The sequence below is a fragment of the Streptomyces sp. NPDC020681 genome (assembly GCF_044334895.1).
Taxonomy (GTDB): Bacteria; Actinomycetota; Actinomycetes; order Streptomycetales; family Streptomycetaceae; genus Streptomyces.
This window is the reverse complement of sequence record NZ_JBIRTX010000002.1, coordinates 410407-436633: the sequence shown is the minus strand read 5'-3', so window position 1 is coordinate 436633 and position 26227 is coordinate 410407. Positions and strand designations below refer to the sequence as shown.

Sequence of the window (26227 nt, the reverse complement as noted above, 5' to 3'; positions counted from 1 at the left end):
AACCGAGGTGGACCGATGGGGATCGGGGCGGGATGGACTCCAACGAGGACGAGGGCGTAAAAAGCGCCGGGAGCCTGAGCTCCGGGCCGCCGTCCGGAGACGCCCCCGAGCCCGAGTCCCGGCCTACTGTCGTGTCCGAGTCCCGGCCGCAGTCCGAGCCCACTGAGCCTGTGCCGCAGCCCCACCCCGAGCTCACCCAGTCGCCCCAGCCCCACCCCGGGCCCGCAGAGCCCGCGCCTGTCGATCCCGGGCCCATTCCCCGCGGCATCGCAGCGCTCTCGCTGCCCTACCAGGTGGCCGTCGCCGTCTCCCTCGCGCTCGTCGCTGTCCTGGCCGGCGTTCATCTCGTCATGGTGTTTCTGCACGTCGCGCCGTCCAACACAGTGACCAAGCAGCACGGCAAGGCGGTAGACGGCTGGGTCTATCCCGAGTTCGAGCAGAACTGGAAGCTCTTCGCCCCGAACCCGCTCCAGCAGAACGTCGCCGTACAGGTGAAAGCCGAGTTCACGGACTCGGAGGGCGGCCGCAGGAGCACCGACTGGATCGATCTGTCCGCCGAGGACGGCGAAGCGATCCGCGGCAATCTCCTCCCCAGCCACACCCAGCAGAACGAGCTGCGCCGGGCCTGGGACTTCTACATCAACTCGCACGACAACGAGAACCGTGGCAACGGCCTGCGCGGCCAGCTCTCCGAAAGCTATGTCCGGCGCATCGTGATGCTGCGCCTGGAAGCGCAGGACCTCGGCGGCCCCGTCGAGCGCATCCGGCTCAGGTCCTCGACCCGCTCCGTCAAGCCCCCGAAGTGGAGCGACGAGAAGATCGACACCCGACCCGTGTACCGCGTCCTGCCGTGGTGGACGGTCACCGTCGCCGATCTGCCCGGAGGGGCCGACAACGGACGTACGGAGGCACGCAAGTGAGCGATGCCACCGACCGCGGGACAACCGAACGCCGGCCAACCGACCGCGGGACCTCCGACCGTGGGGTCGCCGGAGCCCTGCAGCGCATTACCTCCACGGCCCTCGGCCCGTACCAGAGCGCCATCATCCGGATCGGTTTCGCCGGCACCTGGCTGCTCTTCCTGCTCCGTGAGTTCCCCAACCGCCATGAGATGTACGGTCCGACCGGTCCATGGAGCTGGGACATGGCGCGGCAGCTCATTGCGGGCAATGACGCCTTCACCATGCTCATGTGGTCGGAGAGCACCCTCTGGTTTGAGGTTGTGTACGCGGTCTCCGCGCTGTCCAGCGTGCTGCTGATGCTCGGCTGGCGGACCCGCACGATGTCCGTGCTCTTCATGATCGGTGTGCTGTCGCTGCAGAATCGCTCCATTTTCATGGGCGACGGCGGCGACAACGTCATCCACCTCATAGCGATCTATCTCGTCGTGACCCGTTGCGGACAGGTCTGGTCCCTGGACGCGCGACGAGCGGCGTTCGCGGCGCGTTCGACGAGCCCGGAGGCCTCCACGGCACCGGAGAGGACTCGCGACCGCGTCGGTCCGGCCCTCTGGACCGTACTGGGCATCGGCCTGTTCATCGCCACCTTCCTGAACCAGACCGGCTGGCTCATACTCCTGCTCCTCTGGGTGGTGTGGGTGGCCCAGGGGCTGTGGTGGATGGTGAACAGGCACGCCCCGCGCAGCGAGCCGCGCATCCTGCTGGACGCTCTCGCCAATCTCGCCCACAACGCCGGCCTCGTCGTGATCATGGCCGAGGTCTGTCTGATCTACGCCACCGCCGGCTGGTACAAGATCCAGGGCTCGCGCTGGCAGGACGGCACCGCGCTCTACTACCCGCTCAAGCTCGACTACTTCACGCCCTGGCCGGCGCTCTCCGACCTGCTCGCCTCGGGCGGCGTGATGGTGATGGTCCTCACCTACGGCACGGTCGTCGTGCAGGTCGCCTTCCCCTTCACGCTCTTCAACCGCCGCGTCAAGAACGTCCTGCTCGTGGCCATGATGCTGGAGCACGCGGCCATCGCCGTACTGCTCGGGCTGCCGTTCTTCTCGCTCGCGATGATCGCTGCCGACGCGGTCTTCCTGCCGACCGCCTTCCTGGTCTGGCTCGGCGCGAGAGCGACGCGAGGACGGGACCGGCTGTTCCCGAGGGCGGCGGCCAAGGTGCCCAGGCAGCGGCAGGAAAGCCCGGATCAGACGCGCACGCTCGTCGGCTGAGGCAGCTGCCGCCTCTTCGGGCTCGAAGCTCGGGTCGGAGCCCGTCGCTTCGCCTCACCTCATCTCAGTTCGCCTCACCTCAGTTTGGCGCGGCGCTCGCCATTGAAAATCGAACAGACGTACCATTCCGGTGTGGCTGAACCGTACGACTTCCCCGACGATCTCCGCGTCGCCCAACTCGACCTGCACCGGACGCGTGCCGAGTACGTGGCGCTGTGCCGGGCCCTGCCGTGGTCGGTGACCCCGGAGCCCGGCTGGACGAGCGAGAAGCACGTACTCGGCGACCGCGTGGTGTCCTTCCCGGACAGCCCGGGCTACACCGAGGAGCAGGCGGCGGAGGTGGAGCGGTTGCGCCGACGGCTGCTCGAACTGTCGGCCGCAGTGAGCACGCATCCGTACTGGGCGACCCTGACCGCGGACGTCGTCGATGCGCGGATGTCGCTCAAGCACGCCCATGAGCAGGCCGAGGACGGGGAGGCGTAGACCGTCATGGCCGAACACGTCGAGTCCTGCGCCCTGCGTCGCCCCGGTCGAGAGCCCGGCGTGCTGTGTCGGGCGAGCCGTCGCAGCCTGGACGCATGAGCCACCCGCCGATCGTGGTGCACCGGATCAGCCCGTCAGGCGGCCGACGGGTCACGGTGCGCGATCAGATCATGGGCCTCGCGCACTCCGACCGGGATCTGCTGGAGTTCCTCAGACGGGCCGGACTTCCGGATGCCGGGGCGCTGCTCGACGACCCCACATGGGTCGAGTGGATCAACGGCAGAGCGCATGAGTACGAACCCTTGGAAATCCTTCCATGAGGCATCCAGGCATCCAGGCATCCAGGCATCCAGAACAGGCAGGCGGGCAGACAGGCACGGAGCGGCGAGATGCCCTTGGAACGCATCGCCCCTGGTGCGCCGGGACATCGGGGAGCGTCCGTAGGCTGAGGCGATGAGCGATGACGACGCCACGAGCGTTGTGCGGCAATGGCGCGAAACGGCCCCGGACACGGTGTTCCTCGACGGCTTCCATGCGCTGAAACACGCGCTTCGTTTCGGGGCTGACGTGCGGTGTGCGATCACCAGTGACAAAGAGGCCGCCCTGGCCCTTGCCGCTGACTTGGCTAACGACGTGACGGCCCGGATCGAGGAGCTCGTCGTGGAGGTGCCGGCCGACACCCTCCGGGAGCTGGTGCCCAAGGTCCATCCCACACGGGTCGCCGCTCTGGTGTTCAGGCGCAACCGTCAGGCGAACCTCGAGGGTCTGGCGGCGCTGCCCCGGTCGTCACCGATCGTCGTTCTGGACAACCCCCGCAATCTTGGGAACGTCGGGGCCGTCGTCCGTCTCGCTGCCGGTTTCGGGGTCACAGGTGTGGTCACCACGGGCGACATGGACCCGTGGCACTCCAACGTGGTCCGGTCTGCGGCCGGCCTGCACTTCGCCACCGCAGTGGAGCGGCTCCAGCCCGCCGACCTGCCGCCGGGCCCGCTGTACGTCCTTGACCCGGAGGGCGCGGACATCCGGTCCGTCGCCATCCCTGACGACGCGCTGCTGGTGTTCGGCTCCGAGCGCCATGGCGTCTCGCCCGAGCTCCGGGAGCAGGCAACCAAGCTTCTGGCGCTCCCCATGCGGCCCCAGGTGTCCAGCTACAACCTCGCCACCAGTGTGGCCATGACCCTCTTCCACTGGGGAGGAGGTCCGCCGCAGGCCCCGAACGCGCAGGACCGGACCGCCGCGGCCCCAGGTGCTCCCTGAGGCCACGGCCGGCACCACCTCGTCAGGCCTGGCGGCGGACCTCCACCACCCGGAAGCGGTTCGAGACGAACGCGCCGTCGCACAGCGCCGCGTTCGCCGCCGGGTTGCCGCCCGAGCCGTGGAAGTCGGAGAACGCCGCCGTCTGGTTGACGTACACCCCGCCCGTGAGGTTCAGGGAGAGCTGCGCCGACTCGTCGAAGCAGATGTCCTCGATCGCGCGCTCCGTGTCGGCCGACGTCGTGTACGCGCCGATCGTCATCGCGCCCTTCTCACGGATCGTGCGCCGCAGCAGCTCCAGACCGTCGGCCGTCGAGTCGACGGCGACCGCGAACGACACCGGGCCGAAGCACTCGGTCAGATACACGGCCTCGGCGTCCGGCTTGGCGCCGTCGAGCTTGACGATCACCGGCGTACGGACGACGGCTTCCGGGAACTCCGGGTTCGCGATCTTCCGTGAGGGCAGTGCCACTTCGCCCAGCGCGGCGGCGCCCTCGAGCCGGGCCTTCACATCGGGGTTGACCAGCGCGCCCAGCAGCGCGTTCGCCCGGGCGTCGTCGCCGAGCAGGCCGCCCACCGAGGCGGCGAGGTCGCCCACCACCTCGTCGTACGACTTGTGTCCGGCGTCGGTCGTGATGCCGTCGCGCGGAATCAGGAAGTTCTGCGGGGTGGTGCACATCTGGCCGCTGTACAGGGAGAGCGAGAACGCGAGGTTGGACAGCATCCCCTTGTAGTTGTCCGTGGAGTCGACGACGACGGTGTTCACGCCTGCCTTCTCGGTGTAGACCTGCGCCTGTCGGGCGTTGGCCTCCAGCCAGTCGCCGAAGGCGGTGGACCCGGTGTAGTCGATGATCTTGACTTCGGGCCGCAGCGCGAGGGTCTTGGCGATGCCCTCGCCCGGTCGCTCGACGGCCAGGCAGACCAGGTTCGGATCGAAGCCGGCCTCGGCGAGCACCTCGCGGGCCACGCGCACCGTGAGCGCGAGCGGCAGCACCGCGCGCGGGTGCGGCTTGACCAGGACCGGATTGCCGGTGGCCAGGGAGGCGAACAGGCCCGAGTACCCGTTCCACGTCGGGAAGGTGTTGCAGCCGATCAGCAGGGAGATGCCGCGGCCCGCCGTGGTGAAGGACTTCCGCAGCTCCAGGGGGTCGCGCTTGCCCTGGGGCTTGGACCAGTCGGCGGCGGCCGGAGTGCGGGTCTGCTCCTCGTAGGCGTACGCCACGGCCTCCAGGCCGCGGTCCTGGGCGTGCGGGCCGCCGGCCTGGAACGCCATCATGAAGGCCTGCCCGCTGGTGTGCATCACCGCGTGCGCGAACTCATGGGTGCGGGCACTGATGCGGGACAGGATCTCCACGCAGACCAGCGCCCGGGTCTCCGGACCGGCCTCGCGCCAGGCCACCATGCCCGCGCGCATCGCGGGCAGCAGGACGTCCACGTCCGGGTGGGGATACTGGATGCCCAACTCCGGTCCGTACGGCGAGACTTCACCGCCAGTCCAGTCGTCGGTGCCCGGCTGGTCCAGGTCGAAGCGGGTACCGCGGAGCGCCTCGAAGGCGGCGAGGCCTTCGGCCGGCGCGTCCTCGCCGTACGCCTTGGGGTGCTCGGGGTGCGGGGACCAGTAGGCGCGCGTGCGGATCGCATCGAGGGCCTGGTCGAGCGTCGGCCGGTGGGTCTCGGTCAGCTGCATGACGGACCAACTCCTCGTCGAGCTGGGCAGGAATGGAATGACAGAGTTAGAGTAACCGAACGATCGGTCGGGACAAGGGGGCCTGTCAAACCTGTGGACAACTCATCGGGGAGGATCTCTCCCATGACCGCCATCGATAAGAGCCGCACCGTCGCCGTGGTGGGCACCGGCACCATGGGGCAGGGAATCGCCCAGGTCGCCCTTGTCGCGGGCCATCCGGTACGGCTGTACGACGCGCTTCCCGGACGCGCGGGCGAGGCCGCGGAGGCCATCGGGAAGCGCCTCGACCGGCTGGTCGAGAAAGGCCGGATACCGGCGGCCGAGCGTGATCAGGCCAAGGCGCGGCTGAGTCCGGCGGCGGACCTCGCAGAGCTCGCCGACACGGCACTCGTGATCGAGGCCGTGCTCGAACAACTGCCGGTGAAGCAGGAGCTGTTCGCGGCACTCGAGGAGATAGTCGCGGACGACTGCCTCCTCGCCACCAACACGTCGTCCCTCTCCGTCACCGCCGTCGCCGGCGCCCTGAAGCACCCCGGCCGCTTCGTCGGACTGCACTTCTTCAACCCGGCGCCCCTGCTCCCCCTGGTCGAGGTCGTCAGCGGCTTCGCCACCCAGGCAGCGGCCGCCACGCGCGCGTACGAGACCGCCAAGGCCTGGGGCAAGACGCCAGTGCGCTGCGCCGACACCCCCGGTTTCATCGTGAACCGCATCGCCCGGCCCTTCTACGCGGAAGCCTTCGCGGTCTACGAGGAGCAGGGCGCCGACCCCGCCACGATCGACGCGGTGCTGCGCGAGTCCGGCGGCTTCAAGATGGGCCCCTTCGAGCTCACCGATCTGATCGGGCAGGACGTCAACGAGGCCGTGACCAGGTCGGTCTGGGAGTCCTTCTTCCAGAGCCCCAAATTCACCCCCTCGCTCGCCCAGCGGCGGCTGGTCGAGTCGGGGCAGCACGGCCGCAAGAGCGGGCGCGGCTGGTTCCCGTACGAGGACGACGCGATCCGCCCCGAGCCGCACACCGCACCGGCCACCGAGCCGCCGTCCGAGATCACCGTGGAAGGCGATCTCGGGCCCGCGGGGGAGCTCATCGGGCTGATCCGGGAGGCCGGCATCACCGTCCGCGAGGTGGACGAGGACAAGGGCACCAGGATTCTGCTTCCCAGCGGTGGCCAGCTCGTGCTCGCCGACGGCCAGACCTCGGCCGAGTTCCGCGACGTCGTCTACTTCGACCTGGCGCTCGACTACCGGGACGCCACCCGGATCGCGCTCTCCGCCTCCGAGATCACCGGATGGGAGACGCTCAGGCAGTCGATCGGCCTGTTCCAGGCCATAGGCAAGAGCGTCAGCGTCATCAAGGACGTACCCGGGATGATCGTGGCCCGTACGGTCGCGATGCTGGTGGATCTGGCCGCCGACGCCGTGGCCAAGGGAGTCGCCTCGGCGGAGGACATCGACACCGCGATGCGGCTCGGCGTGAACTACCCGCTGGGGCCTGTGGAATGGGGGCACAGGCTGGGCCGCGCCTGGGCTCACGAGCTGCTGGACGAGCTCGACACACGCGTGCCCACCGGACGCTACGCCCCCTCCCTGGGGCTCTACCGGCAGTCGTACATCCGGATGGAGAAGGACGAGGCGGGCACATGACCACGGCCAAGCGGGACACGTACACCCCGGAGACGCTGCTGACCGTCGCCGTCCGCATCTTCAACGAGCGCGGCTACGACGGCACGTCCATGGAGCACCTTTCCCAGGCCGCCGGCATCTCCAAGTCGTCCATCTACCACCATGTCGCGGGCAAGGAGGAGCTGCTGCGCCGGGCCGTGAGCCGGGCGCTCGACGCGCTCTTCGCGATCCTCGACGAGCCGGGCGCGGTGCGCGGGCGCGCCATCGAGCGTGTGGAGTACGTGACCCGGCGCACCGTAGAGGTGCTGGTGGCCGACCTGCCCTATGTGACGCTGCTGCTGCGCGTACGGGGCAACACGAAGACCGAGCGCTGGGCGATGGAGCGGCGCAGGGAGTTCGACCAGCGGGTCGCCGATCTGCTGAAGGCGGCCGCGGCGGACGGCGATCTCCGCGCGGACGTGGACATCCGGCTGGCGACCAGGCTGCTCTTCGGCATGGTGAACTCGCTGGTGGAGTGGTACCGGCCGCACCCGGGTGGCGGATACGACGCCGACCAGGTGGCCGAGACGGTGGTCCGCCTCGCCTTCGACGGGCTGCGTACGGACTCGTAGACGCGGTCACCCGCGCTGCGGACGGCCCTGCGGGGCAGGCGTACCGGCGGGCGCCATAGGGGCCACGTACGGGTCAGCTCTATAGCGGGTCGATTTCGGTGGCCGGGCCCTGGCCGCCCGGCCCGGGGTCGAGATCCGTCTCCTCGAAGACCAGCAGCGTGCGCGTGGACAGCACCTCCGGGATCGACTGCAGCCGGGTCAGCACCAGCTCCCGCAGCGTCCTGTTGTCCGGGGTGTGCACCAGCAGCAGTACGTCGAAATCACCGCTGACCAGCGCGATGTGGGCGGCTCCCGGCAGTGCCTCCAGCTGCTCGCGCACCGTGCGCCAGGAGTTCTGCACGATCTTGAGCGTGATGTAGGCGGAGGCGCCCTGGCCTGCGCGCTCGTGGTTCACCCGGGCGCTGAAGCCGCGGATGACGCGGTCGTCGATGAGTCGGTTGATGCGGGCGTACGCATTGGCGCGGGATACGTGGACGCGCTCGGCCACCGAACGGATCGAGGCGCGGCCGTCCGTCTGGAGGATGCGGAGGATGTCCCGGTCGATGGCGTCCAGCGGTCGCGCCGGAGGACCCTGCTCCGCCCGGTTCCCGCCCTCGGCCATTTGTTCAGCTGCCATATCCCCCCGCCTCTCCGACATGGACGACCTGTCTCCATCAGAGGCTGTGGAGAACCGTTTGTCCACAGGCTGAAGGTGCCTGTAGCCAAAATGCGTCCACGACCGAACAATCGGTAGGTGAGGCGAGCCACACTCGGGCCGCTTCGTCGTCGCTCCCATGAGGAGGTGCTCGCGTTGCGAAAGAGCAGCATGACGGTTCAGGAGCTGCCCGGTGCCGCCGCCTACCGGCCCACCCCGCCCCCGGCGTGGAAGCCCCGCACCGACCCCACACCGTTGCTCCCGGACCCGGAGCCGTACCGCGTGCTCGGCACAGACGCCGCGGCCGGCGCGGACCCCGAGCTGCTGCTGAGGCTGTACGCACAGCTGGTGCGCGGACGCAGGTACAACGCGCAGGCGACGGCTCTCACCAAGCAGGGCCGCCTCGCCGTCTACCCGTCGAGCACCGGGCAGGAGGCCTGCGAGGTCGCGGCCGCGCTGGCCCTGGAGGAGCGCGACTGGCTCTTCCCCAGCTACCGCGACACGCTCGCGGCCGTGGCGCGCGGCCTCGACCCCGTGCAGGCACTCACGCTGCTGCGCGGCGACTGGCACACCGGATACGACCCGCACGAGCACCGCATAGCGCCGCTGTGCACCCCGCTCGCCACCCAGCTGCCGCACGCCGTCGGCCTTGCCCACGCGGCCAGGCTCAAGGGTGACGACGTCGTCGCGCTCGCCATGGTCGGCGACGGCGGCACCAGCGAGGGCGACTTCCACGAGGCGCTGAACTTCGCCGCGGTGTGGCAGGCCCCCGTCGTCTTCCTCGTACAGAACAACGGCTTCGCGATCTCGGTTCCGCTGGCCAAGCAGACCGCCGCGCCCTCGCTCGCGCACAAGGCCGTGGGTTACGGAATGCCCGGCCGACTGGTCGACGGGAACGACGCGGCCGCGGTGCACGAGGTGCTCGGCGAGGCCGTGGCCCGGGCCAGGCGCGGCGGCGGCCCGACACTGATCGAGGCCGTGACGTACCGCATCGAGGCGCACACGAACGCCGACGACGCGACGCGCTACCGCGTCGACAGCGAGGTCGAGGCCTGGCGTGCGCACGATCCGATCCGGCTGCTGGAGCGGGAGTTGACGGAGCGAGGACTGCTGGACGAGGACGGCAAACGGGCCGCGGCGGAGGCTGCCGAGACCATGGCCGCCGAGCTGCGCGACCGGATGAACGCCGAGCCTGTGCTCGACCCGATGGACCTGTTCGCGCATGTCTACGCGGAGCAGACGAGCCAGCTGCGTGAGCAGGCGGCGCAGCTGCGGGCCGAGCTCGACGCTGAGGGAGACGCTCGATGACCACGGCCGCGGTGAAGCCCGCCACCATGGCGCAGGCCCTGCAGCGCGCGATGCGCGACGCGATGGCCGAGGACCCGACCGTCCATGTGCTGGGGGAGGACGTCGGCACGCTCGGCGGGGTCTTCCGGGTCACGGACGGGCTGACCAAGGAGTTCGGCGAAGACCGCTGTACGGACACGCCGCTCGCCGAGGCCGGCATCCTCGGCACGGCCGTCGGCATGGCGATGTACGGGCTGCGGCCGGTCGTCGAGATGCAGTTCGACGCCTTCGCCTACCCGGCGTTCGAGCAGCTGATCAGCCATGTGTCGCGGATGCGGAACCGCACGCGCGGCGGGATGCCGCTGCCGATCACCGTCCGCGTGCCGTACGGCGGCGGAATCGGCGGCGTCGAGCACCACAGCGACTCGTCCGAGGCCTACTACATGGCGACTCCGGGGCTCCATGTCGTCACGCCCGCCACCGTCGACGACGCGTACGGGCTGCTCAGGGCCGCCATCGCGTCCGACGACCCGGTGGTCTTCCTGGAGCCCAAGCGGCTGTACTGGTCGAAGGCGACCTGGTCGCCCGAGGCTCCGACCGAGGTCGAGCCGATCGGCCGGGCCGTGGTCCGCCGTCCCGGGCGCAGCGCCACGCTGATCACCTACGGTCCGTCCGTTCCGGTCTGCATGGAGGCGGCGGAGGCCGCCGCGGCCGAGGGCTGGGACCTGGAAGTCGTCGATCTGCGCTCGCTCGTGCCGTTCGACGACGAGACGGTCTGCGCGTCCGTGCGGCGCACGGGACGGGCGGTCGTCGTCCATGAGTCCACCGGCTTCGGCGGCCCCGGCGGAGAGATCGCCGCGCGCGTCACCGAGCGCTGCTTCCACCATCTGGAGGCTCCGGTGCTCAGGGTGGCCGGATTCGACATTCCCTATCCGCCGCCCATGCTGGAGCGGCACCATCTGCCGGGAGTGGACCGGGTGCTGGACGCGGTCGCGCGGCTGCAGTGGGAGGCGGGGAGCTGATGGCTCAGGTGCTGGAGTTCAAGCTGCCGGACCTCGGAGAAGGGCTGACCGAGGCGGAGATCGTGCGCTGGCTGGTCTCCGTGGGCGATGTCGTCGCCATCGACCAGCCTGTCGTCGAGGTCGAGACGGCCAAGGCGATGGTGGAGGTGCCGTGCCCGTACGGAGGTGTGGTCACCGCGCGTTTCGGCGAGGAGGGTGCGGAACTTCCGGTCGGTGCGCCGCTGTTGACGGTTGCCGTCGGCGCGGTGGATCTGGGCGGGGCAGGGGCTGCAAACTCCTCCGGCTCGTCCCGCGGTACTGAGGCCGCCGGCTCCGGCGCATCCCACGAGTCGTCCGGCAATGTGCTCGTCGGCTACGGCACGGGTGCGCCCGCGGCCCGTCGGCGACGGATCCGGCCTGCGGCTCCGGCCGCACAGGCGCTGACCGCACCTCCTGCCCAGGCTCCCGCCCCCGTTGCTGAACCCCCTGCCGAACCCCCGCGTCGGACCGTGGCGGAGAGCGGGCCCGTGCCCGTCATCTCGCCGCTCGTACGCAGGCTCGCCCGGGAGAACGGTCTCGATCTGCGGCAGTTGGCAGGGTCCGGTCCCGACGGCCTGATTCTGCGGGCCGATGTCGAATTCGCGATGCGGTCCGCCACCGGGACACCGGTCGCAACCGAGCCCGTCGCTCCGGCCGCCCCGGTCTCCGCCGGGCTGCGCGGTGAGCGGATACCGCTGCGCGGCGTGCGTGGGGCCGTGGCCGACAAGCTCTCCCGCAGCCGGCGCGAGATACCGGAAGCGACCTGCTGGGTCGACGCGGACGCCACCGAGCTGATGGCCGCGCGGGCCGCGATGAACGCGGCGGGCGGACCGAAGATCTCGCTCATCGCGCTGCTCGCCCGGATCTGCACGGCCGCTCTCGCCCGCCACCCGGAGCTCAACTCCACGGTGGACATGGAGGCCCGGGAGATCGTGCGGCTGCCCGAGGTGCATCTCGGGTTCGCGGCGCAGACCGAGCGCGGTCTGGTCGTGCCCGTGGTGCGCGACGCGCACAGCCGCTCGGCCGAGTCGCTGACCGAGGAGTTCGGCAGGCTGACGGAGAAGGCCAGGCAAGGGACGCTGACTCCGGCGGATCTGACGGGCGGGACGTTCACGCTGAACAACTACGGAGTGTTCGGCGTCGACGGCTCCACGCCGATCATCAACCACCCGGAGGCGGCGATGCTCGGCGTCGGCCGGATCGTCCCGAAGCCGTGGGTGCACGACGGCGAACTGGCCGTACGCCAGGTCGTCCAGCTGTCGCTCACCTTCGACCACCGGGTCTGCGACGGAGGCACGGCGGGCGGCTTCCTGCGCTACGTGGCGGACTGTGTGGAGCACCCGTCGGTGCTGCTGCGCAGCCTCTAGGGTCTGCCGTCTGGATCTTGCCGGGCTCGCGTGCCCTGGCACCAAGCACTGATCCGGCCTGATCCAGACGAAAGGCCCTGGACAAGGAAAACTGGGCCGGGGAGCGGAAAGAAAGATCCACTCGAGGCTCCCCGCCCACGCGGATCGCGGCCCATACTTCAGGCATGACCGCGTATGCCGCCACCGCGTATGACGCCATCGTGCTCGCCGGAGGTGCCGCGAAGCGCCTGGGCGGGGCAGACAAGCCGGCCGTGAGCGTGGGCGGGCGCGCCCTGCTCGACCGTGTCCTCGGTGCCTGTCGTGACGCGGGACGCACCGTGGTCGTCGGCGGTCGTCGGGCCACTGCCCGGCCCGTGGTCTGGGCGCGCGAGGAGCCGCCGGGCGGCGGGCCGCTCGCGGCGCTGGACGCCGGAGTGCGGCAGGTCGGGGCCGATTCCGTGCTGGTCCTCTCGGCGGATCTGCCGTTCCTCGAAGAGCGGACCGTGCACCGGCTGATCGGCGCTCTCGGCACCAGCGGGCGCGAGGCGGCCCTGCTCACCGATGCCGGTGGCCGCGATCAGCCGCTCGTCGCCGCCTACCGCACCGAGCCGCTCCGCCGTGAACTGGCCCTGCTCGCCACCGAGTACGGGACTCTCGCCGGGCTGCCGCTGCGGCTGCTGACGGATGAACTGGACCTTGCCCGGATCGACGCGGAGCCACTCGCCTCCTTCGACTGCGACACCTGGGAGGACATCTCCGCGGCCAGGGCCCGTATCAGGGAGCATGGGAACGTGCTGGACGAATGGATCACCGCAGTCAAGGACGAACTCGGCATCGAACTCGACGTCCCCATCGGCGTCCTGCTCGACGTCGCCCGGGATGCCGCGCACGGCGTCGCCCGCCCCGCCGCACCGCTGACCACCTTCCTGGTGGGCTACGCGGCGGCCAAGGCGGGCGACGGCGGCCCCGAGGCGGTCGCGGAGGCGGCCCGCAAGGCCGCCGCGCTTGCCGTTCGGTGGGCGGACGAGGCCGAACCGGCCCTGCCCCGGGAGGCCGAACAGGCCCCGCCCCAGGACAAGGCCGCCGGGCCAGGGCAGGCCGACGCCGGATGAACGGCCAGAACCACGAGGTCGGCGCCGACGAGCCCCGGACGCCCGGCGCCGATCGAGCCAAGGACGCCGCCGACCGGGCCCAGGCCCGGGCTCAGGTCGAGGCCGAGTCCGACGGCGTCGAGGAAGCCCTTGCGCTCGTGGGCCGGCAGACACGGCAGGAGCCCACCCCCGCAACGCCCGCCGACCCCGCCAACCGTGCCGACCCCGCCGGTGAACGCCATCGCGCGACCGTGTGGCCCGACGCCCGCGCACTCGCCGCGCGCATCGGGCGCAGCGTCCCGGCCCGTACCCGCAGCGTGCCCCTGGACCAGGCCTTCGGCCAGGTCCTCGCCGAGCCGCTCACCGCGCTCTGTGATCTGCCGTCGTTCGACACCTCCGCCATGGACGGCTGGGTGGTCGCGGGCCCCGGCCCCTGGCGTGTCCAAGGCGACGGCTCCATCCTCGCGGGCCACGCCGACGCTCCGCCGCTGCCGGACGGCGCGGCGGTGCGGATCGCCACCGGCGCCCGTATCCCGCCCGAGGCCACCGCGGTGATCCGTGCGGAGCACGCCCGTACCGACGCGGAACAGCGGGTGCTGTACGCCGAGCGGGATGTGGTGCCCGGCCAGGACATCCGCGCGCGAGGACAGGAGTGCCGCTCGGGCGACCAACTGCTGCCCGCCGCCTCCCTGGTGACCCCGGCGGTGCTGGGACTGGCAGCGGCGGCGGGCTACGACGCGTTGCTCACCGTCCCGCGGCCGCGCGTCGAGGTCCTGGTCCTCGGCGACGAACTGCTCACCGCCGGACTCCCCCACGACGGCCTGATCCGTGATGCCCTCGGCCCGCTGATCGGCCCCTGGCTGCGCGCCCTGGGCGTCGAGGTCGTCGCCACCCGGCGACTCGGTGACGACGCCGACGCACTCCACGGGGCCGTCACCACCTCCGAGGCCGATCTCATCGTCACCACCGGCGGTACGGCCGCCGGTCCCGTCGACCATGTGCATCCGGTGCTGCGGAAGGCCGGTGCCGAGCTGCTGGTCGACGGAGTCGCCGTACGGCCGGGGCATCCGATGCTGCTGGCGCGGCTCACGTCCGAGGGCGACCACCCGGCCAGGCATCTGGTGGGGCTGCCCGGCAATCCGCTCGCGGCCGTCTCCGGGCTGCTCACGCTCGCCGAGCCGCTGCTGCGCGGTCTGGCCGGTCTGTCGGCTCCTGCTCCGTACCGTGCGCCCGTACGCGACGAGGTGCACGGGCATCCCTACGACACCCGCCTGGTGCCCTTCGTCCATCGCGCCGAGCACCTCGTGCCGCTGCACTACAACGGGCCGGCGATGCTGCGCGGGATCGCCGCCGCCGATGGGCTGGCCGTCGTTCCGCCGGGCGGTGCACGGCCCGGAGACGAGCTGGAGGTCCTCGATCTGCCCTGGACGCCGGGGGCGTCCTCGGCCGTTGAGGACGGGTGTTTCACGTGAAACTTCCTGGCCATGACGCCATGGCCCGGCAGGACGACGAGCAGCTGGCCACCAGGCGTGTGAAGCTCCCACGCCGCGTGGTCGAGCGCCCACTGCGGCAGGTCGCCAAGCGGCTGCTGATGGCGCTGGCGGTGCTCGCACTCACCGTGCTGCTCGTCTGGTCCGACCGCGGCGGCTACCACGACAACGCCGATGGGTCCGTCGACTTCCTCGACGCCGTCTACTACGCCACGGTCACCCTCTCCACCACGGGATACGGCGACATCGTCCCGCAGAGCGACGTCGCGAGACTCACCAATGTGCTGCTGGTGACGCCCCTGCGCGTGCTCTTTCTGATCATCCTGGTCGGCACCACTCTTGAGGTCCTCACCGAACGGACCCGCGAGGAATTTCGGCTGAACCGCTGGAGGCTTCGCTTGCGTGAGCACACCGTCATCGTCGGCTTCGGGACAAAGGGCCGTTCCGCGCTGCAGACGCTGACCGCCACGGGTCTGAGCAAGGAACAGGTCATCATCGTCGACCCCAGCAGCAAGGTGATCGAGGCCGCCAACGCCGATGGCTATGTGGGTGTGGTGGGCGATGCGACGCGCAGCGACGTGCTGCTCGGTGCCGAGGTGCAAAAGGCCCGGCAGGTGGTCATCGCGACCCAGCGCGATGACACGGCGGTGCTGGTCACGCTCACGGCGCGGCAGCTCAACCGCCGAGCCAAGATCGTTGCCGCGGTGCGTGAGGAGGAGAACGCACCGCTGCTGCGGCAGTCCGGTGCGGACGCGGTCATCACCAGCGCCAGTGCGGCAGGCCGGCTGCTGGGTCTGTCCGTGCTCAGCCCCAGCGCGGGCGCGGTGATGGAGGACCTGATCCAGCAGGGCAGCGGCCTGGATCTCATCGAACGGCCGGTGATAAAGGCCGAGGCGGGGCGTGGTGTCCGGGAGACGGACGATCTGGTGGTGAGCGTGCTCCGGGGGCATCGGCTGATCGCCTATGACGATCCCGCCGCCAGCCCGCTCCAGTTGACGGACCGTCTGATCACGATCGTGCGCGCGGACAGAGGCTCACCGCTCAACGCCCGGGATTAGCCTCGGTCCTGCCTCCTGGACGGCTGGAGTAGCCTCGCGGCCATGCATGCGATCACGATTCCCGAACCTGGTGGTCCCGAGGCGCTTGTGTGGGCCGAGGTGCCTGACCCCGTACTCGGCGATGGAGAGGTCCTCGTCGAGGTTGCGGCGAGCGCGGTCAACCGTGCGGATCTGTTGCAGCGGCAGGGCTTCTACGACCCGCCGCCCGGGGCGTCCCCGTACCCGGGCCTCGAATGCTCGGGCCGGATCACGGCGATCGGGGCCGGGGTTTCGGGCTGGACCGTGGGCGACGAGGTCTGCGCGCTGCTCGGCGGCGGCGGGTACGCGGAGCAGGTCGCGGTGCCGGCCGGGCAGCTGCTGCCGGTGCCGAATGGCTTTGACCTGGTCACGGCGGCGGCGCTGCCGGAGGTGACCGCGACGGTGTGGTCGAACGTGTTCATGATCGCGCACCTGCGGCCGGGCGAGACGCTGCTGATCCACGGCGGTGCGAGCGGCATCGGCACGATGGCGATCCAGCTCGCCAAGGCGGTGGGCGCGCGGGTGGCCGTCACGGCCGGCGGGCCCGAGAAGCTCGCGCGGTGCGCCGAGTTGGGCGCGGACATTCTGATCGACTACCGGCAGCAGGACTTCGTGGAGGAGCTGCGGAAGGCAACGGACGGAGCCGGGGCGGACGTGATCCTCGACATCGTCGGCGCGAAGTATCTGGACCGGAATGTGCAGGCACTGGCGGTCAACGGGCGGCTCTCGGTGATCGGCCTTCAGGGTGGCGTCAAGGGCGAGTTGAACCTGGGGGCACTGCTGCGTAAGCGGGCCGCGGTCACCGCGACGTCGCTGCGGGCGCGGCCGCTGGGCGAGAAGACCTCGATCGTGGCGGCCGTGCGGGAGCATGTGTGGCCGCTGCTCGAGGACGGCCGGGTCCGGGCGGTCGTGGACCGGCAGGTCGCGATGAGCGATGCGGCCCAGGGGCACCGGGTGCTGGAGTCCGGCGCGAACGTCGGCAAGGTGCTGTTGGTGGCGGGGTAGTCCCACGCCCTGCGGACCGGCCCGGGGTGCATCCGGCGCCGGGCCGCGGCCCGAGCACGCAATCGGCCGGGGCAAGCGCCCCGGCCGATTCAGTTCGTTTGAAGGCTTGTTCGTTTGACGGCCTAGAGGTACGGGCCCGAGCGGATCGCGCCGTGCTGGGGGTCTTCGTCCTCGTGGGAGGCGCCAGGCGGGAGGGCCCGGCGCATTTGTTCGAGCTGGGCGCGGGCCGCCATCTGCTGGGCGAACAGTGCCGTCTGAATGCCGTGGAACAGGCCCTCCAGCCAGCCCACCAACTGGGCCTGCGCAATGCGCAGTTCGGCCTCTGAGGGGATGGCCTCGTCGGTGAACGGGAGGGAGAGGCGTTCCAGTTCCTCGACGAGCTCCGGGGCGAGGCCGTCCTCCAGCTCCTTCACCGAGCTGGCGTGGATCTCCTTGAGCCGTACCCGGCTCGCCTCGTCGAGAGGTGCTGCTCTGACCTCCTCCAGCAGCTGCTTGATCATGCTGCCGATCCGCATGACCTTGGCAGGCTGTTCGACCATCTCCGTCACCGGGACCTCGCGCGACTCGTCGTCACTGTCACCGCCGCCGAGCGTCATCCCGTCCTGTCCCACGACCAGGACGTGAGGATTCTCCTGCGACCGTTCATTCCTCGGCATCTCCATGCCGCCATTCTCTCGCACACGCGCCTCACCACACGTGTGCCCCCGTACGAGAGAGATCCACCCTCGTACGGGGGCACAAAATAGGTGATCAGACGCCGGTTACGTGGCCTCGCGGCGGGACAGGGCCCCACGGGAGCGGGTCACCAGAGCAGCCAGCAGCGCGGCGCCCACGGGGACCGCGATCAGCAGCGCGGCAAGGGTTTCCCAGGGCACGATGATCGGCACGTACGGGAGCGAGTCGGACGAGGCAAAGCCTTGGTCAAGGCTCTCCTGGTACCACTTCATCTCCTGGCGCTCCTCGGTGAGCCGCAGCCCGATCGCCGGCAGCACACCCGCCGCCGAACCGAGCAGCACACCCATCGCGGCCACCACCCCGCATTGGAACCCGCTGAGAGTCCTGCGCACCCGCGGAGGTGCGCCGACCGCGGCGAGCGTCTTGAGATCGGCCTCGGCGTCGGCCTGCGCGAGACCCGTGGCGATGCCGGCCGCACCGATGGTGATCAGTCCGGCGAAGACCGTCAGCGCCAGCAGGATGATGCTGTTCTCGCTGGTGTAGCCGTTCTCGATGTGGAGGTTGATGTCGGAGCCGGTCTTGTCGAGCTCGCTGTCCAGCCGCTGTCGCTGTTCGCTGCTCGGCATCTTGTCCGTGGAGTAGTACGCGCCGAACGGGACCGTGGTGATGCCCGCGGCCTTCGCCGCGGCGGGCGGCAGGATCATCGAGACGCCGTAGCTCTTCTGCTGCCCGGAGACCTGGTGCGTGTCGAACGACTTGACGGCACCCGGTGCCTCCTTGCCCTTCTCCATGGCCGCGTCGGCTGCCTTGACATCGGTGATCAGCCGGATGGAGATCTTGCCGTTGGCGTCGATGTTCCTCTTGTCGAAGGAGACGATCTGCCCCGCCGCCAGCGCCTTCTCGGCTGCCGGGTCGTCGATCGCGAGCGCCTTCACCAGCTTGGCGTCGCCGACCAGCACTCCGCCGTCGACGCTGATCCAGCCGCCGGACTCCTGGCAGCGCCAGTCGTTCGCGAGCTTGCGCCGTTCGGCCTTGCTGAACTTGTCCGCGGGATCCTGGTCCGGATGGGCCGGGTCGGTCACCCACAGCGGGCACTCGTTGGCCTTCGGCACCATCACCTCGTACCGTCCGCAGCCCCCGTCGTAACCGCCGTAGATGGGGCAGTTGGTCTTGCCGACCACGATGCGGTCCACATCGGCGCGTACGTCGATGGGCAGCATCTTCTGCACCGTGTCACGTACGGCGGGCACGTCCCGGCCGCCGGCCTCCTCGAGCATCACGGAGACCGCGCCGTGCGGCAGCCGGGCCTCGTACGCCGCCTTGGCCTGGGCTTCGTTGCTCGCGGCGTAGGTTGCCACCGCGACCGTGCCCGCGACGGCGGCCAGCACGGCGGCGACCGCGGGAGCCGTACGGCCCCGGTTGCGCACCGCGTCCCGCAGCGCGAGCCGCGGAGAGAGCGGCAGGATGCGCCCGGTGCGGCCGAAGAGGCCGACCAGGGCCGGCGTCAGCGCGACCACACCCAGCTCGGCGATGGCGCTGCCGCCCGCGACCACGATCGCCTGGTCGGTCATCGTGGATCCGTAGAGCGCGATCGTCGCGCCCAGTGCGACGGCGATCAGACCGATCACCGGCAGCACCCGGTTGCTCTTCCGGACGCCGCGGCGACCGGTGAGCGAGGCCAGTACGGACTGACGGGACGAGGTGATGGCCGGCACGAGCGCCGCCATCAGACCTGTGAAGACGGCGAGCAGCCCGATGCCGAGCAGCTCCAGCGGCCGCACGTCGAAGCTGCCGAACCGCGCGCCCATGTACTCCTCGAGCAGCGGGCGCAGCGCCAAGGTGAGCAGCAGACCGAGAAGGGTGCCGACCACGGCCGCGGCAACGCCGATCACCAGGCCGCCGGCGAGGACGATGGCGCGGATATGGCGGCGGTCTCCGCCGTTGGCGCCGACCAGGCCGAGCTGGCGACGCGAGCGCCGGGCGCCGACCGCGAAGGCGGGCCCTGCCAGCAGACAGATCTCCAGCATCGCGAGGCCGACGACGGTGCCGACCGCGGCGAGCGCGGCGGCCTTTGCGCCCGTGCTCTCCTCGTACTTCCCGTAACCGTCCTGCTGGTAGTACGGAATGTCGGCGTTGGCCGGCGGGTTCAGCGCGACGGCGCGCGAATGGACCGTCACACCCTTGGTGTTGGCCTGCTTGACCATGTTCCACGTGAAACCACCGTCGACGCCCACCAGATACGTGGCGCTGCTCGCGGTCGTCGGCAGTCCGGCCTTTTCGAGGGCCTTGTCGAGCGGTGCGAGCAGAGCGCCAGGCAGCGCGTTGACCTGGTCGGCGTTCAGCGCGCTCGGGATTTCGTACGCGCCCACGATCCGGTACTCGCGGTCGAATGCGCGCGCCGTGAGCGTCGAGCCCACCTTCAGACCGCTCTCCTCGAGGAAGTGTGTGGTCGCGGCGACCTCGCCGGCCTTCTGCGGAAGCCGTCCGCGGTCGACGACCATGAGGCCCTTGGCCAGCGGGTCCGAGGAGTTGAGCTCGCGGATCTCGGTGTTCAGCAGGCCGTGCGTGGTGCGCAGCTTGGCCGAACCGGTCCGGTCCGTCAGGGACTTGGCGCCGGCGGGCAGAGCTTTGGCGACATCGGTCTGGCCCTCGGGATACGGCTTGTTCTCGAAGTCCCCGACCGGCGCATAGCCGTTACCGTCCAGGTCCTGCATCAGCGGTGCGCCGCCCATGCCGGGGTCGGACAGCCGGGCATCGGCTCCGCCCAGCTCGCGCGACAGGCTCTGCTCGGTGGAGAGCTGCGCGCTGCGCAGCGTCAGATCCGCGGCGCTCACACCGAGGATGGGCAGAGCGATCATCGCGAGGACGAGGAAGCTGCGTCCCTTGAAGCGGACGGCGTCGCGGCGGGCGATCCGGATCGCGGCCCGCCAGGAGTGGTACCAGGTATTCACAGTTCGGCCGCCTGGCCCGAGAGCAGCGAGTCGGCCTGGCTGCGGACGGTCTGGTCGACCACCGCGCCGTCGCGCAGGAAGACCACACGGTCCGCCCAGGCCGCGAAGCGCGGTTCGTGTGTGACGAGGATGCCGGCCGCGCCGGCGTCGCAGCGGGAGCGCAGCAGCGCGAGCACGGACTCCCCGGTCTCGGAGTCCAGCGCGCCGGTCGGCTCGTCGGCGAGTACGAGCCGGCGCTCGCCGACGAGGGCGCGGGCGATGGCGACACGCTGCTGCTGGCCTCCGGACATCTCGTCCGGGAAGCGGTTGGCGAGATGACCGAGTTCCATCTCCTCCAGCGCGGCGACGGCCTCGCCACGGGCCTTGCGGGCGGAGACGCCGTCCAGTTCGCGCGGCAGCGAGACGTTCTCGGCGGCGGTGAGCGCCGGGATCAGGTTGTAGTCCTGGAAGACATAGCCGATGCTGCGGCGACGCAGTGCGGCGAGCGTCTTGCGGTCGGCGGTGGTGATGTCGGTGTTCTCGACGATCACGCTTCCCGAGGTGGGTGCGTCGAGGCCGCCCGCGATGGTGAGCAGCGTGGACTTGCCGGAGCCGGACGGGCCCATGACGGCGACGAGTTCGCCCGGGAAGACATCGAGGTCGATGCCGCGCAGGGCGTGCACCTCGGTCGCGCCGCTGCCGTGCACCCGGGTCAGCTGCTTGAGCTGAAGCACGGGCTGCTGCTGCGTCGGATGTGGCTGGTGTGTCTGATGTGACTGGAGGTTGGACATGGGAACGGTCCCCCTTGGACGGACGGGTGAGCGGAAGTGTGAGTGCGTGAGTGGGAACTGCGCGGTGGTGGCCCGCGCCGGTGGTCGTGTACCGGCCGGGGCAGCTAGGTGGGCTCCGCCCTGGACGCGGCATCCGCCGCGGGCTGCTGCGTGAGCAGCGAGGCGGCCGTAGGACGGTCGGCTCCAGGGTCGGCCTTGGCGGAGAGTGCGAGCCGGATCAGCCGCACCTCGCAGTGGTCGAGCCAGCGGGCCTCGGCCTCCGTCTGGAAGATCAGCTGTTCCAGTACGAGAAGCCAGGCCACGTCGTCGCGCTCCTGCGAGCCCTCGTTCTCGATGGCGGCCAGCGCCTGCGCCTTGAGCCGGGTGTAGTCCTGCATCGCCTTCACGGTGTGGTGGCGCTGCGACTGGATGACGGCGCGGATGTCCACGCCGGGAGCCCCGATCGCCATCGCGAGCTTGATGGCGAGTTCGTCGCGGGGCGGGCTGCTGCGGTCCACGGGCGTCTGGAACCAGCTCTTCAGCTCGGCGTGCCCGGCGTCCGTGATCACATACAGCGCATGGCCGGCGTCGTCCTCGCCGCTCTGGGCGACCATGCCGTCGCGCTCCAGGCGGTTGAGGGTCGTATAGACCTGGCCCACGTTCAGCGGCCAGGTGGCGCCGGTGCGTGACTCGAACTCACTGCGGAGCTGTGAGCCGTAACGAGGACCGTGCTCGAGGAGGGCTAGGAGGCCGTGGCGAATGGACATACTCAGTATGTATACCGGGTATGCCGAGCCCGGCAACCATCGGGAGACTGAGCCTCCGGGTCCGTCTTGAGGGGGACATGAAGGGAACGAGGAGGCTCAGCGACGCCTCATCCGTACGCCCAGGAAGCCGATTCCAAGCCCCATGAGGGCCATGCCGATGCCCAGTGACACCGGCGAAATCTGGTGCGCGACGGCCTCGGGAACGGCCTGTTCGGTCCTGTGACGTGCATCGGCGGGCGCGGTGAGGGTCGGCGCGGGCGACTGAGGCTTGGCGGCGTCCTCGAGCTCCTCCGTCTCGAGTGCCTCCTCCTCCGTGGGAGGGGGTGAGGAGGGGGACGGGTTCACGCGCGACGGTGTGTCGGAGGCGGATTTCGACGCGGAAGCGGAGCCGGATTCTGTAGCAAAATCGGAACGGGACGCGTCGGGTGGAGCGGACGGGGGACGCGACGGCCTTCCGGACGCGTCGGGAACCTGTGACTCGCTCGGGCTCTTCGGTACGGATGGTCGCCCCGGCCGCGGACGGCCCTCGCCGGCCGGGCGTCCCGCGTAGGAGGTGGAGGCGCTGGGTCTGGCGCTGGTTGCGCGTTCCGGGCCCCTGGACTCCTCGGTGTACGCCGTCGGGGCGGCGAGCAGCAGCGAGGCGACCGCGGCGGTGACTGTGACCGCGATTGCGCACCGCGTGCGGAGCATTGGAGTCACCGGGTGACCCCCTCCCGTGCCGAGCCGCCGAGATATCGGACTCAGCGTCACATGTCATGACACTTCCGGCATCTCGGGCGCCCGTCGTCAACGGGCCCCGGCATCGGGGAGGGTCAGGCCCGTGTCCCGGGCCCGAAAGGGCCGTCAGCCCGACTTGCCCGAGGAGATCTCGAGCTCGAACTCCTGGTTCTTCGGGACGACCGCCTGGCCCTGGCCCGGGAACTGCTTGAGCACCGCGTCCTTGGGGTACTGCGGGTTGTGCACCTCGACGACCTTCCACGTCCAGCCGGCCGCCCGCAGGCACTCCTTCACCGAGAGCACGTCCTTGTACAGCAGATCGGGCGCCTGGACCTTCGACGGGTCCGTGCCGTCCTCGTAGGCGTCCGTGCACTTGGACGTCTCGATCGTCCGCGAGCGGTCCGGCGGCACGACCCCGGTCTCGGCCGTCTGGCTCGCGGTCGGGTCGTCGCCGCCCTTGTTTTCGTCGTTGCCCTTGTTCAGCACGATCGCCGTGATCAGACCGCCGACCGCCAGCACCGCCACCGCGATCGCACCGACGATGACCGGCATGTTCCGCTTGCCGCCGCCACCGCCGCCGCTCGGGGCCGGAGTATGGGGCGCCTGCGGCGAGATGGTGTACGGAGGCGGCGTCGAGACCGGGTTCTGGTACGCAGGCGCGGGCGTCTGCGGGTATCCGTAGTGCTGGGCGGGAGCGGGCGTCGGCGCCGGGGTCGGCGGGCCGTACGGGCCCGGCTGGTACGGCGTCTGCACGCTGTGCGGTGGCGGCGGAGCCGACTGGTCCAGCGGAGGGAAGACCGCCGAGCCGACGCCCGAGCCGCTGGACGCCGGAGCGCCGCCGATGATCATCGGAGCGCCGGTCTGACCGGCGCTCGCCACCCGCGCGATCTCGTCGCGCATCGCCGCCGCGCTCGGGAATCGCTCGTTCGGGTTCTTCTTGAGCGCCCGCGCGACCAGTGCGTCCATCGATGGGGTGACGGAGCGGTTGATGGTGGACGGAGCGACCGGCTCCTCCTGTACATGCGCGTACGCGATGGCCAGCGGCGAGTCCGCGTCGAACGGCAGTCGGCCGGTCAGCAGCTGGAAGAGCATGATGCCGACGGAGTACAGGTCGGAGCGGGCGTCCACACCGCGGCCGAGTGCCTGCTCGGGCGACAGATACTGCGGAGTGCCGACGACCATGCCGGTCTGCGTCATCGACGTGACGCCGGACTGCATGGCCCGCGCGATGCCGAAGTCCATCACCTTGACGACGCCGCGCTTGGTCATCATCACGTTGCCGGGCTTGATGTCGCGGTGGACCAGGCCCATTTCATGGCTGGTCTCCAGCGCGGCCAGCACATCGGCCGTCACCTTCAGCGCCTTGTCGGCCGGCATCGCGCCGTACTGCTGGATGTCCGTCTGCAGTACGGATCCGAGAGGCTGGCCCTCGACGTACTCCATCACGATGTACGGCATCAGCGAGCCGTCGAGCTCGTCCTCGCCGGTGTCGAAGACGGAGACGATATTGGTGTGCGACAGCTTGGCGACCGCCTGGGCCTCGCGCCGGAACCGCTCGCGGAAGGACTGCTCGCGCCCCAGTTCCGTGTGCAGCGTCTTGATGGCGACCTGGCGGTCGAGTGCGCTGTCGTACGCCAGGTACACGGACGCCATGCCGCCCTCGCCGAGCAGGTCGCGAAGCTGATACCGGCCACCCGCCACGGAACCACCCGCATAGCGGCCCTGCGCGCCGTCCTGGCTCATGACTGTGCATCCCCCTCGGCGCGAACTCCTCGGCGCGCAAGCCTGACGGCCCGCGATAGTGATCCGTTCGCGATCGTGATCCGTATTACGGGGCAAGTCTGCCCGAGGGGTCCGACACGTCAAGCCAGGTGCCCGTTCCGTGACCGTACGCACAACAAGCGTCTCGGAAGCGTTACAGGAACCGCATGGAATTTGCCTGGCCACCCGGACAGCGGGTTTGATGGCCGGTCCATCCCGAACGGTCCGGTCGCGCGAAGGCTGTAGCGTGACACGACACAGGCACCGATGAGGACGACAGCGAGGACTGATGGCACCCGAACCCGAAGCAGGCGGCGGAGTGCCGGATTCGGCTGATTCCTGGGGAGCCGGCGGGCTGGTGGGCGACGGCCGGTACCGCCTCACCCACCGCCTCGGCCGCGGTGGCATGGCCGAGGTGTTCGCCGCGGAGGACGTACGGCTCGGCCGTACCGTCGCGGTGAAGCTGCTGCGCGCGGACCTTGCCGAGGACCCGGTCTCCAAGGCCCGCTTCACGCGTGAGGCGCAGTCGGTCGCGGGCCTCAACCACCACGCGATCGTCGCCGTGTACGACTCCGGCGAGGACGAGGTGAACGGCCAGTCCGTGCCGTACATCGTCATGGAGCTGGTCGAGGGCCGCACGATCCGCGATCTCCTGATCAATGCGGAGGCCCCGCCGCCGGAGCAGGCGCTGATCATCGTCTCCGGTGTGCTCGAGGCGCTCGCGTACTCGCACCAGCACGGCATCGTGCACCGCGACATCAAGCCCGCGAACGTCATCATCACCAACTCCGGTGCGGTGAAGGTGATGGACTTCGGCATCGCCCGTGCCCTGCACGGTGCGTCGACGACGATGACGCAGACCGGCATGGTCATGGGCACGCCGCAGTACCTCTCTCCCGAGCAGGCGCTGGGCAAGGCCGTCGACCACCGCTCCGATCTGTACGCGACGGGCTGTCTGCTCTACGAACTCCTCGCGCTGCGGCCGCCGTTCACCGGCGAGACCCCGCTCTCGGTGGTCTACCAGCACGTCCAGGACATCCCGCTGCCGCCGTCCGAGGTCTCGGACGTGGTGCCGCCGGAGCTCGACGGTCTGGTGATGCGCTCGCTGGCGAAGGACCCGGACGACCGGTTCCAGAGCGCGGAGGAGATGCGCGGTCTGGTGCAGTACGGGCTGCAGATGCTCCAGCAGGCCGGCAGCCACACCGGGGCCTGGAACACCGGCCCGGTCGACATGCACGAAGGCGGCCTGACCCCGGCGATGGGGATGACCGGGCCGACCGCGATGCAGCACCCGGTGCACGGCGAGACCTCGCAGGGCCCGATCCTGCCGCCGATGAACCCGGACGACGGCGGATACACCGGCGGGTACAACGGCGGCCGGGGGCGCAAGAACGGCGGTGGCCGCGGCAAGCTGTGGCTGCTGGCCGCGCTCGCCGTGGTCGCCATCGCCATGGGCATCGCGTTCGCGCTGAACAAGGCGAACGACACCGGCAAGAACCCGTCGGACGGCACGACGATCTCCGACACTCCGTCGACGCAGGAGACCACTCCGTCGCCGACGGACGAGGAGACCGAGCCCACGGAGGACGAGGAGACGTCCACGGGCAACGAGCAGCAGCCGTCGTTCACGCCGTCCGACACCCCGTCGTTCACGCCGAGCACCAAGCCGACGCCGACGGACGACCCGACGACGGAGGACCCGCCGACGCCGACGGACGACCCGACGACCGAGGACCCGACGGACCCGCCGACGCCGACGGACGACCCGACGGACCCGACAGGCGGGCCGAGCGGCAACGGCGAGTAG

At 70.4% G+C, this 26227-nt stretch carries 23 protein-coding genes; 15 read left to right on the top strand and 8 right to left on the bottom strand.

Annotated features, from left to right (window positions below; translation table 11 throughout):
• The first annotated feature begins 32 nt into the window (after window positions 1-32).
• The 5 genes from ACH4YL_RS05560 to ACH4YL_RS05540 all read left to right on the top strand — a co-directional run bounded on the left by ACH4YL_RS05560 (window position 33) and on the right by ACH4YL_RS05540 (window position 3916).
• Window positions 33-920, top strand: a complete 888-nt coding sequence (locus tag ACH4YL_RS05560) for a DUF5819 family protein (RefSeq protein ID WP_398505111.1) — start codon at window positions 33-35, stop codon at window positions 918-920.
• Window positions 917-2176, top strand: coding sequence for an HTTM domain-containing protein (locus ACH4YL_RS05555; RefSeq protein WP_398505109.1), 1260 nt, complete (start codon window positions 917-919; stop codon window positions 2174-2176). The genes ACH4YL_RS05560 and ACH4YL_RS05555 overlap by 4 nt, the downstream gene beginning before the upstream one ends.
• A gap of 132 nt (window positions 2177-2308) precedes the next feature.
• Window positions 2309-2659: a hypothetical protein gene (locus ACH4YL_RS05550; protein ID WP_398505108.1), complete on the top strand. Its 351-nt coding sequence runs from the start codon at window positions 2309-2311 to the stop codon at window positions 2657-2659.
• A gap of 95 nt (window positions 2660-2754) precedes the next feature.
• The gene (locus tag ACH4YL_RS05545) at window positions 2755-2979 is read left to right on the top strand and encodes a hypothetical protein (protein WP_398505107.1); all 225 of its coding nucleotides are present in this window, start codon (window positions 2755-2757) and stop codon (window positions 2977-2979) included.
• 133 nt (window positions 2980-3112) lie between these two features.
• The gene (locus tag ACH4YL_RS05540) at window positions 3113-3916 is read left to right on the top strand and encodes a TrmH family RNA methyltransferase (RefSeq protein ID WP_398505105.1); all 804 of its coding nucleotides are present in this window, start codon (window positions 3113-3115) and stop codon (window positions 3914-3916) included.
• 22 nt (window positions 3917-3938) lie between these two features.
• Here ACH4YL_RS05540 and paaN read toward each other — a convergent pair whose 3' ends face one another.
• Entirely contained in the window at window positions 3939-5600 is a 1662-nt protein-coding gene (gene paaN, locus ACH4YL_RS05535; protein WP_398505103.1) for a phenylacetic acid degradation protein PaaN, read from the bottom strand.
• 123 nt (window positions 5601-5723) lie between these two features.
• Here paaN and ACH4YL_RS05530 point away from each other — a divergent pair, with 123 nt between their 5' ends.
• Window positions 5724-7241: a 3-hydroxyacyl-CoA dehydrogenase gene (locus ACH4YL_RS05530; RefSeq protein WP_398505101.1), complete on the top strand. Its 1518-nt coding sequence runs from the start codon at window positions 5724-5726 to the stop codon at window positions 7239-7241.
• Window positions 7238-7831, top strand: a complete 594-nt coding sequence (locus ACH4YL_RS05525; protein ID WP_398505099.1) for a TetR/AcrR family transcriptional regulator — start codon at window positions 7238-7240, stop codon at window positions 7829-7831. The genes ACH4YL_RS05530 and ACH4YL_RS05525 overlap by 4 nt, the downstream gene beginning before the upstream one ends.
• A 79-nt stretch (window positions 7832-7910) precedes the next feature.
• Here ACH4YL_RS05525 and ACH4YL_RS05520 read toward each other — a convergent pair whose 3' ends face one another.
• Entirely contained in the window at window positions 7911-8432 is a 522-nt protein-coding gene (locus ACH4YL_RS05520; RefSeq protein WP_398505610.1) for an Lrp/AsnC family transcriptional regulator, read from the bottom strand.
• Window positions 8433-8636: 204 nt separating this feature from the next.
• Between ACH4YL_RS05520 and pdhA the strand changes: the two genes are divergently transcribed.
• The 7 genes from pdhA to ACH4YL_RS05485 all read left to right on the top strand — a co-directional run bounded on the left by pdhA (window position 8637) and on the right by ACH4YL_RS05485 (window position 16800).
• Window positions 8637-9773 (top strand): pyruvate dehydrogenase (acetyl-transferring) E1 component subunit alpha, encoded by a 1137-nt coding sequence (gene pdhA / locus ACH4YL_RS05515; protein ID WP_398505097.1) that lies wholly within the window; start codon window positions 8637-8639, stop codon window positions 9771-9773.
• Window positions 9770-10774 (top strand): alpha-ketoacid dehydrogenase subunit beta, encoded by a 1005-nt coding sequence (locus ACH4YL_RS05510; RefSeq protein ID WP_398505095.1) that lies wholly within the window; start codon window positions 9770-9772, stop codon window positions 10772-10774. The genes pdhA and ACH4YL_RS05510 overlap by 4 nt, the downstream gene beginning before the upstream one ends.
• Complete coding sequence (locus tag ACH4YL_RS05505; protein ID WP_398505094.1) at window positions 10774-12159, top strand: dihydrolipoamide acetyltransferase family protein; 1386 nt, start codon at window positions 10774-10776, stop codon at window positions 12157-12159. The genes ACH4YL_RS05510 and ACH4YL_RS05505 overlap by 1 nt, the downstream gene beginning before the upstream one ends.
• Window positions 12160-12323: 164 nt before the next feature.
• Window positions 12324-13250, top strand: a complete 927-nt coding sequence (locus ACH4YL_RS05500) for an NTP transferase domain-containing protein (RefSeq protein ID WP_398505093.1) — start codon at window positions 12324-12326, stop codon at window positions 13248-13250.
• Window positions 13247-14701, top strand: a complete 1455-nt coding sequence (locus ACH4YL_RS05495; protein ID WP_398505091.1) for a molybdopterin molybdotransferase MoeA — start codon at window positions 13247-13249, stop codon at window positions 14699-14701. The genes ACH4YL_RS05500 and ACH4YL_RS05495 overlap by 4 nt, the downstream gene beginning before the upstream one ends.
• On the top strand, window positions 14698-15777 hold the full coding sequence (locus ACH4YL_RS05490) for a potassium channel family protein (RefSeq protein ID WP_398505089.1): 1080 nt from the start codon (window positions 14698-14700) through the stop codon (window positions 15775-15777). The genes ACH4YL_RS05495 and ACH4YL_RS05490 overlap by 4 nt, the downstream gene beginning before the upstream one ends.
• A gap of 42 nt (window positions 15778-15819) precedes the next feature.
• Complete coding sequence (locus ACH4YL_RS05485) at window positions 15820-16800, top strand: NAD(P)H-quinone oxidoreductase (protein WP_398505088.1); 981 nt, start codon at window positions 15820-15822, stop codon at window positions 16798-16800.
• Window positions 16801-16922: 122 nt separating this feature from the next.
• Here ACH4YL_RS05485 and ACH4YL_RS05480 read toward each other — a convergent pair whose 3' ends face one another.
• The 6 genes from ACH4YL_RS05480 to ACH4YL_RS05455 form a co-directional block, all read right to left on the bottom strand.
• A complete protein-coding gene (locus tag ACH4YL_RS05480; RefSeq protein ID WP_398505087.1) occupies window positions 16923-17462 on the bottom strand; it encodes a bacterial proteasome activator family protein in 540 nt (179 codons plus the stop codon).
• 99 nt (window positions 17463-17561) lie between these two features.
• Entirely contained in the window at window positions 17562-20426 is a 2865-nt protein-coding gene (locus ACH4YL_RS05475) for an FtsX-like permease family protein (RefSeq protein ID WP_398505085.1), read from the bottom strand.
• Window positions 20423-21196, bottom strand: coding sequence for an ABC transporter ATP-binding protein (locus ACH4YL_RS05470; RefSeq protein WP_398505083.1), 774 nt, complete (start codon window positions 21194-21196; stop codon window positions 20423-20425). Before ACH4YL_RS05470 ends, ACH4YL_RS05475 begins: the two co-directional genes overlap by 4 nt.
• A 104-nt stretch (window positions 21197-21300) precedes the next feature.
• On the bottom strand, window positions 21301-21942 hold the full coding sequence (locus ACH4YL_RS05465) for a PadR family transcriptional regulator (RefSeq protein ID WP_398505082.1): 642 nt from the start codon (window positions 21940-21942) through the stop codon (window positions 21301-21303).
• A gap of 96 nt (window positions 21943-22038) precedes the next feature.
• A complete protein-coding gene (locus ACH4YL_RS05460) occupies window positions 22039-22287 on the bottom strand; it encodes a hypothetical protein (RefSeq protein ID WP_398505080.1) in 249 nt (82 codons plus the stop codon).
• 498 nt (window positions 22288-22785) lie between these two features.
• Window positions 22786-24402, bottom strand: coding sequence for a protein kinase (locus ACH4YL_RS05455; protein WP_398505078.1), 1617 nt, complete (start codon window positions 24400-24402; stop codon window positions 22786-22788).
• A gap of 307 nt (window positions 24403-24709) precedes the next feature.
• Here ACH4YL_RS05455 and ACH4YL_RS05450 point away from each other — a divergent pair, with 307 nt between their 5' ends.
• Window positions 24710-26227, top strand: a complete 1518-nt coding sequence (locus ACH4YL_RS05450; RefSeq protein ID WP_398505077.1) for a protein kinase — start codon at window positions 24710-24712, stop codon at window positions 26225-26227.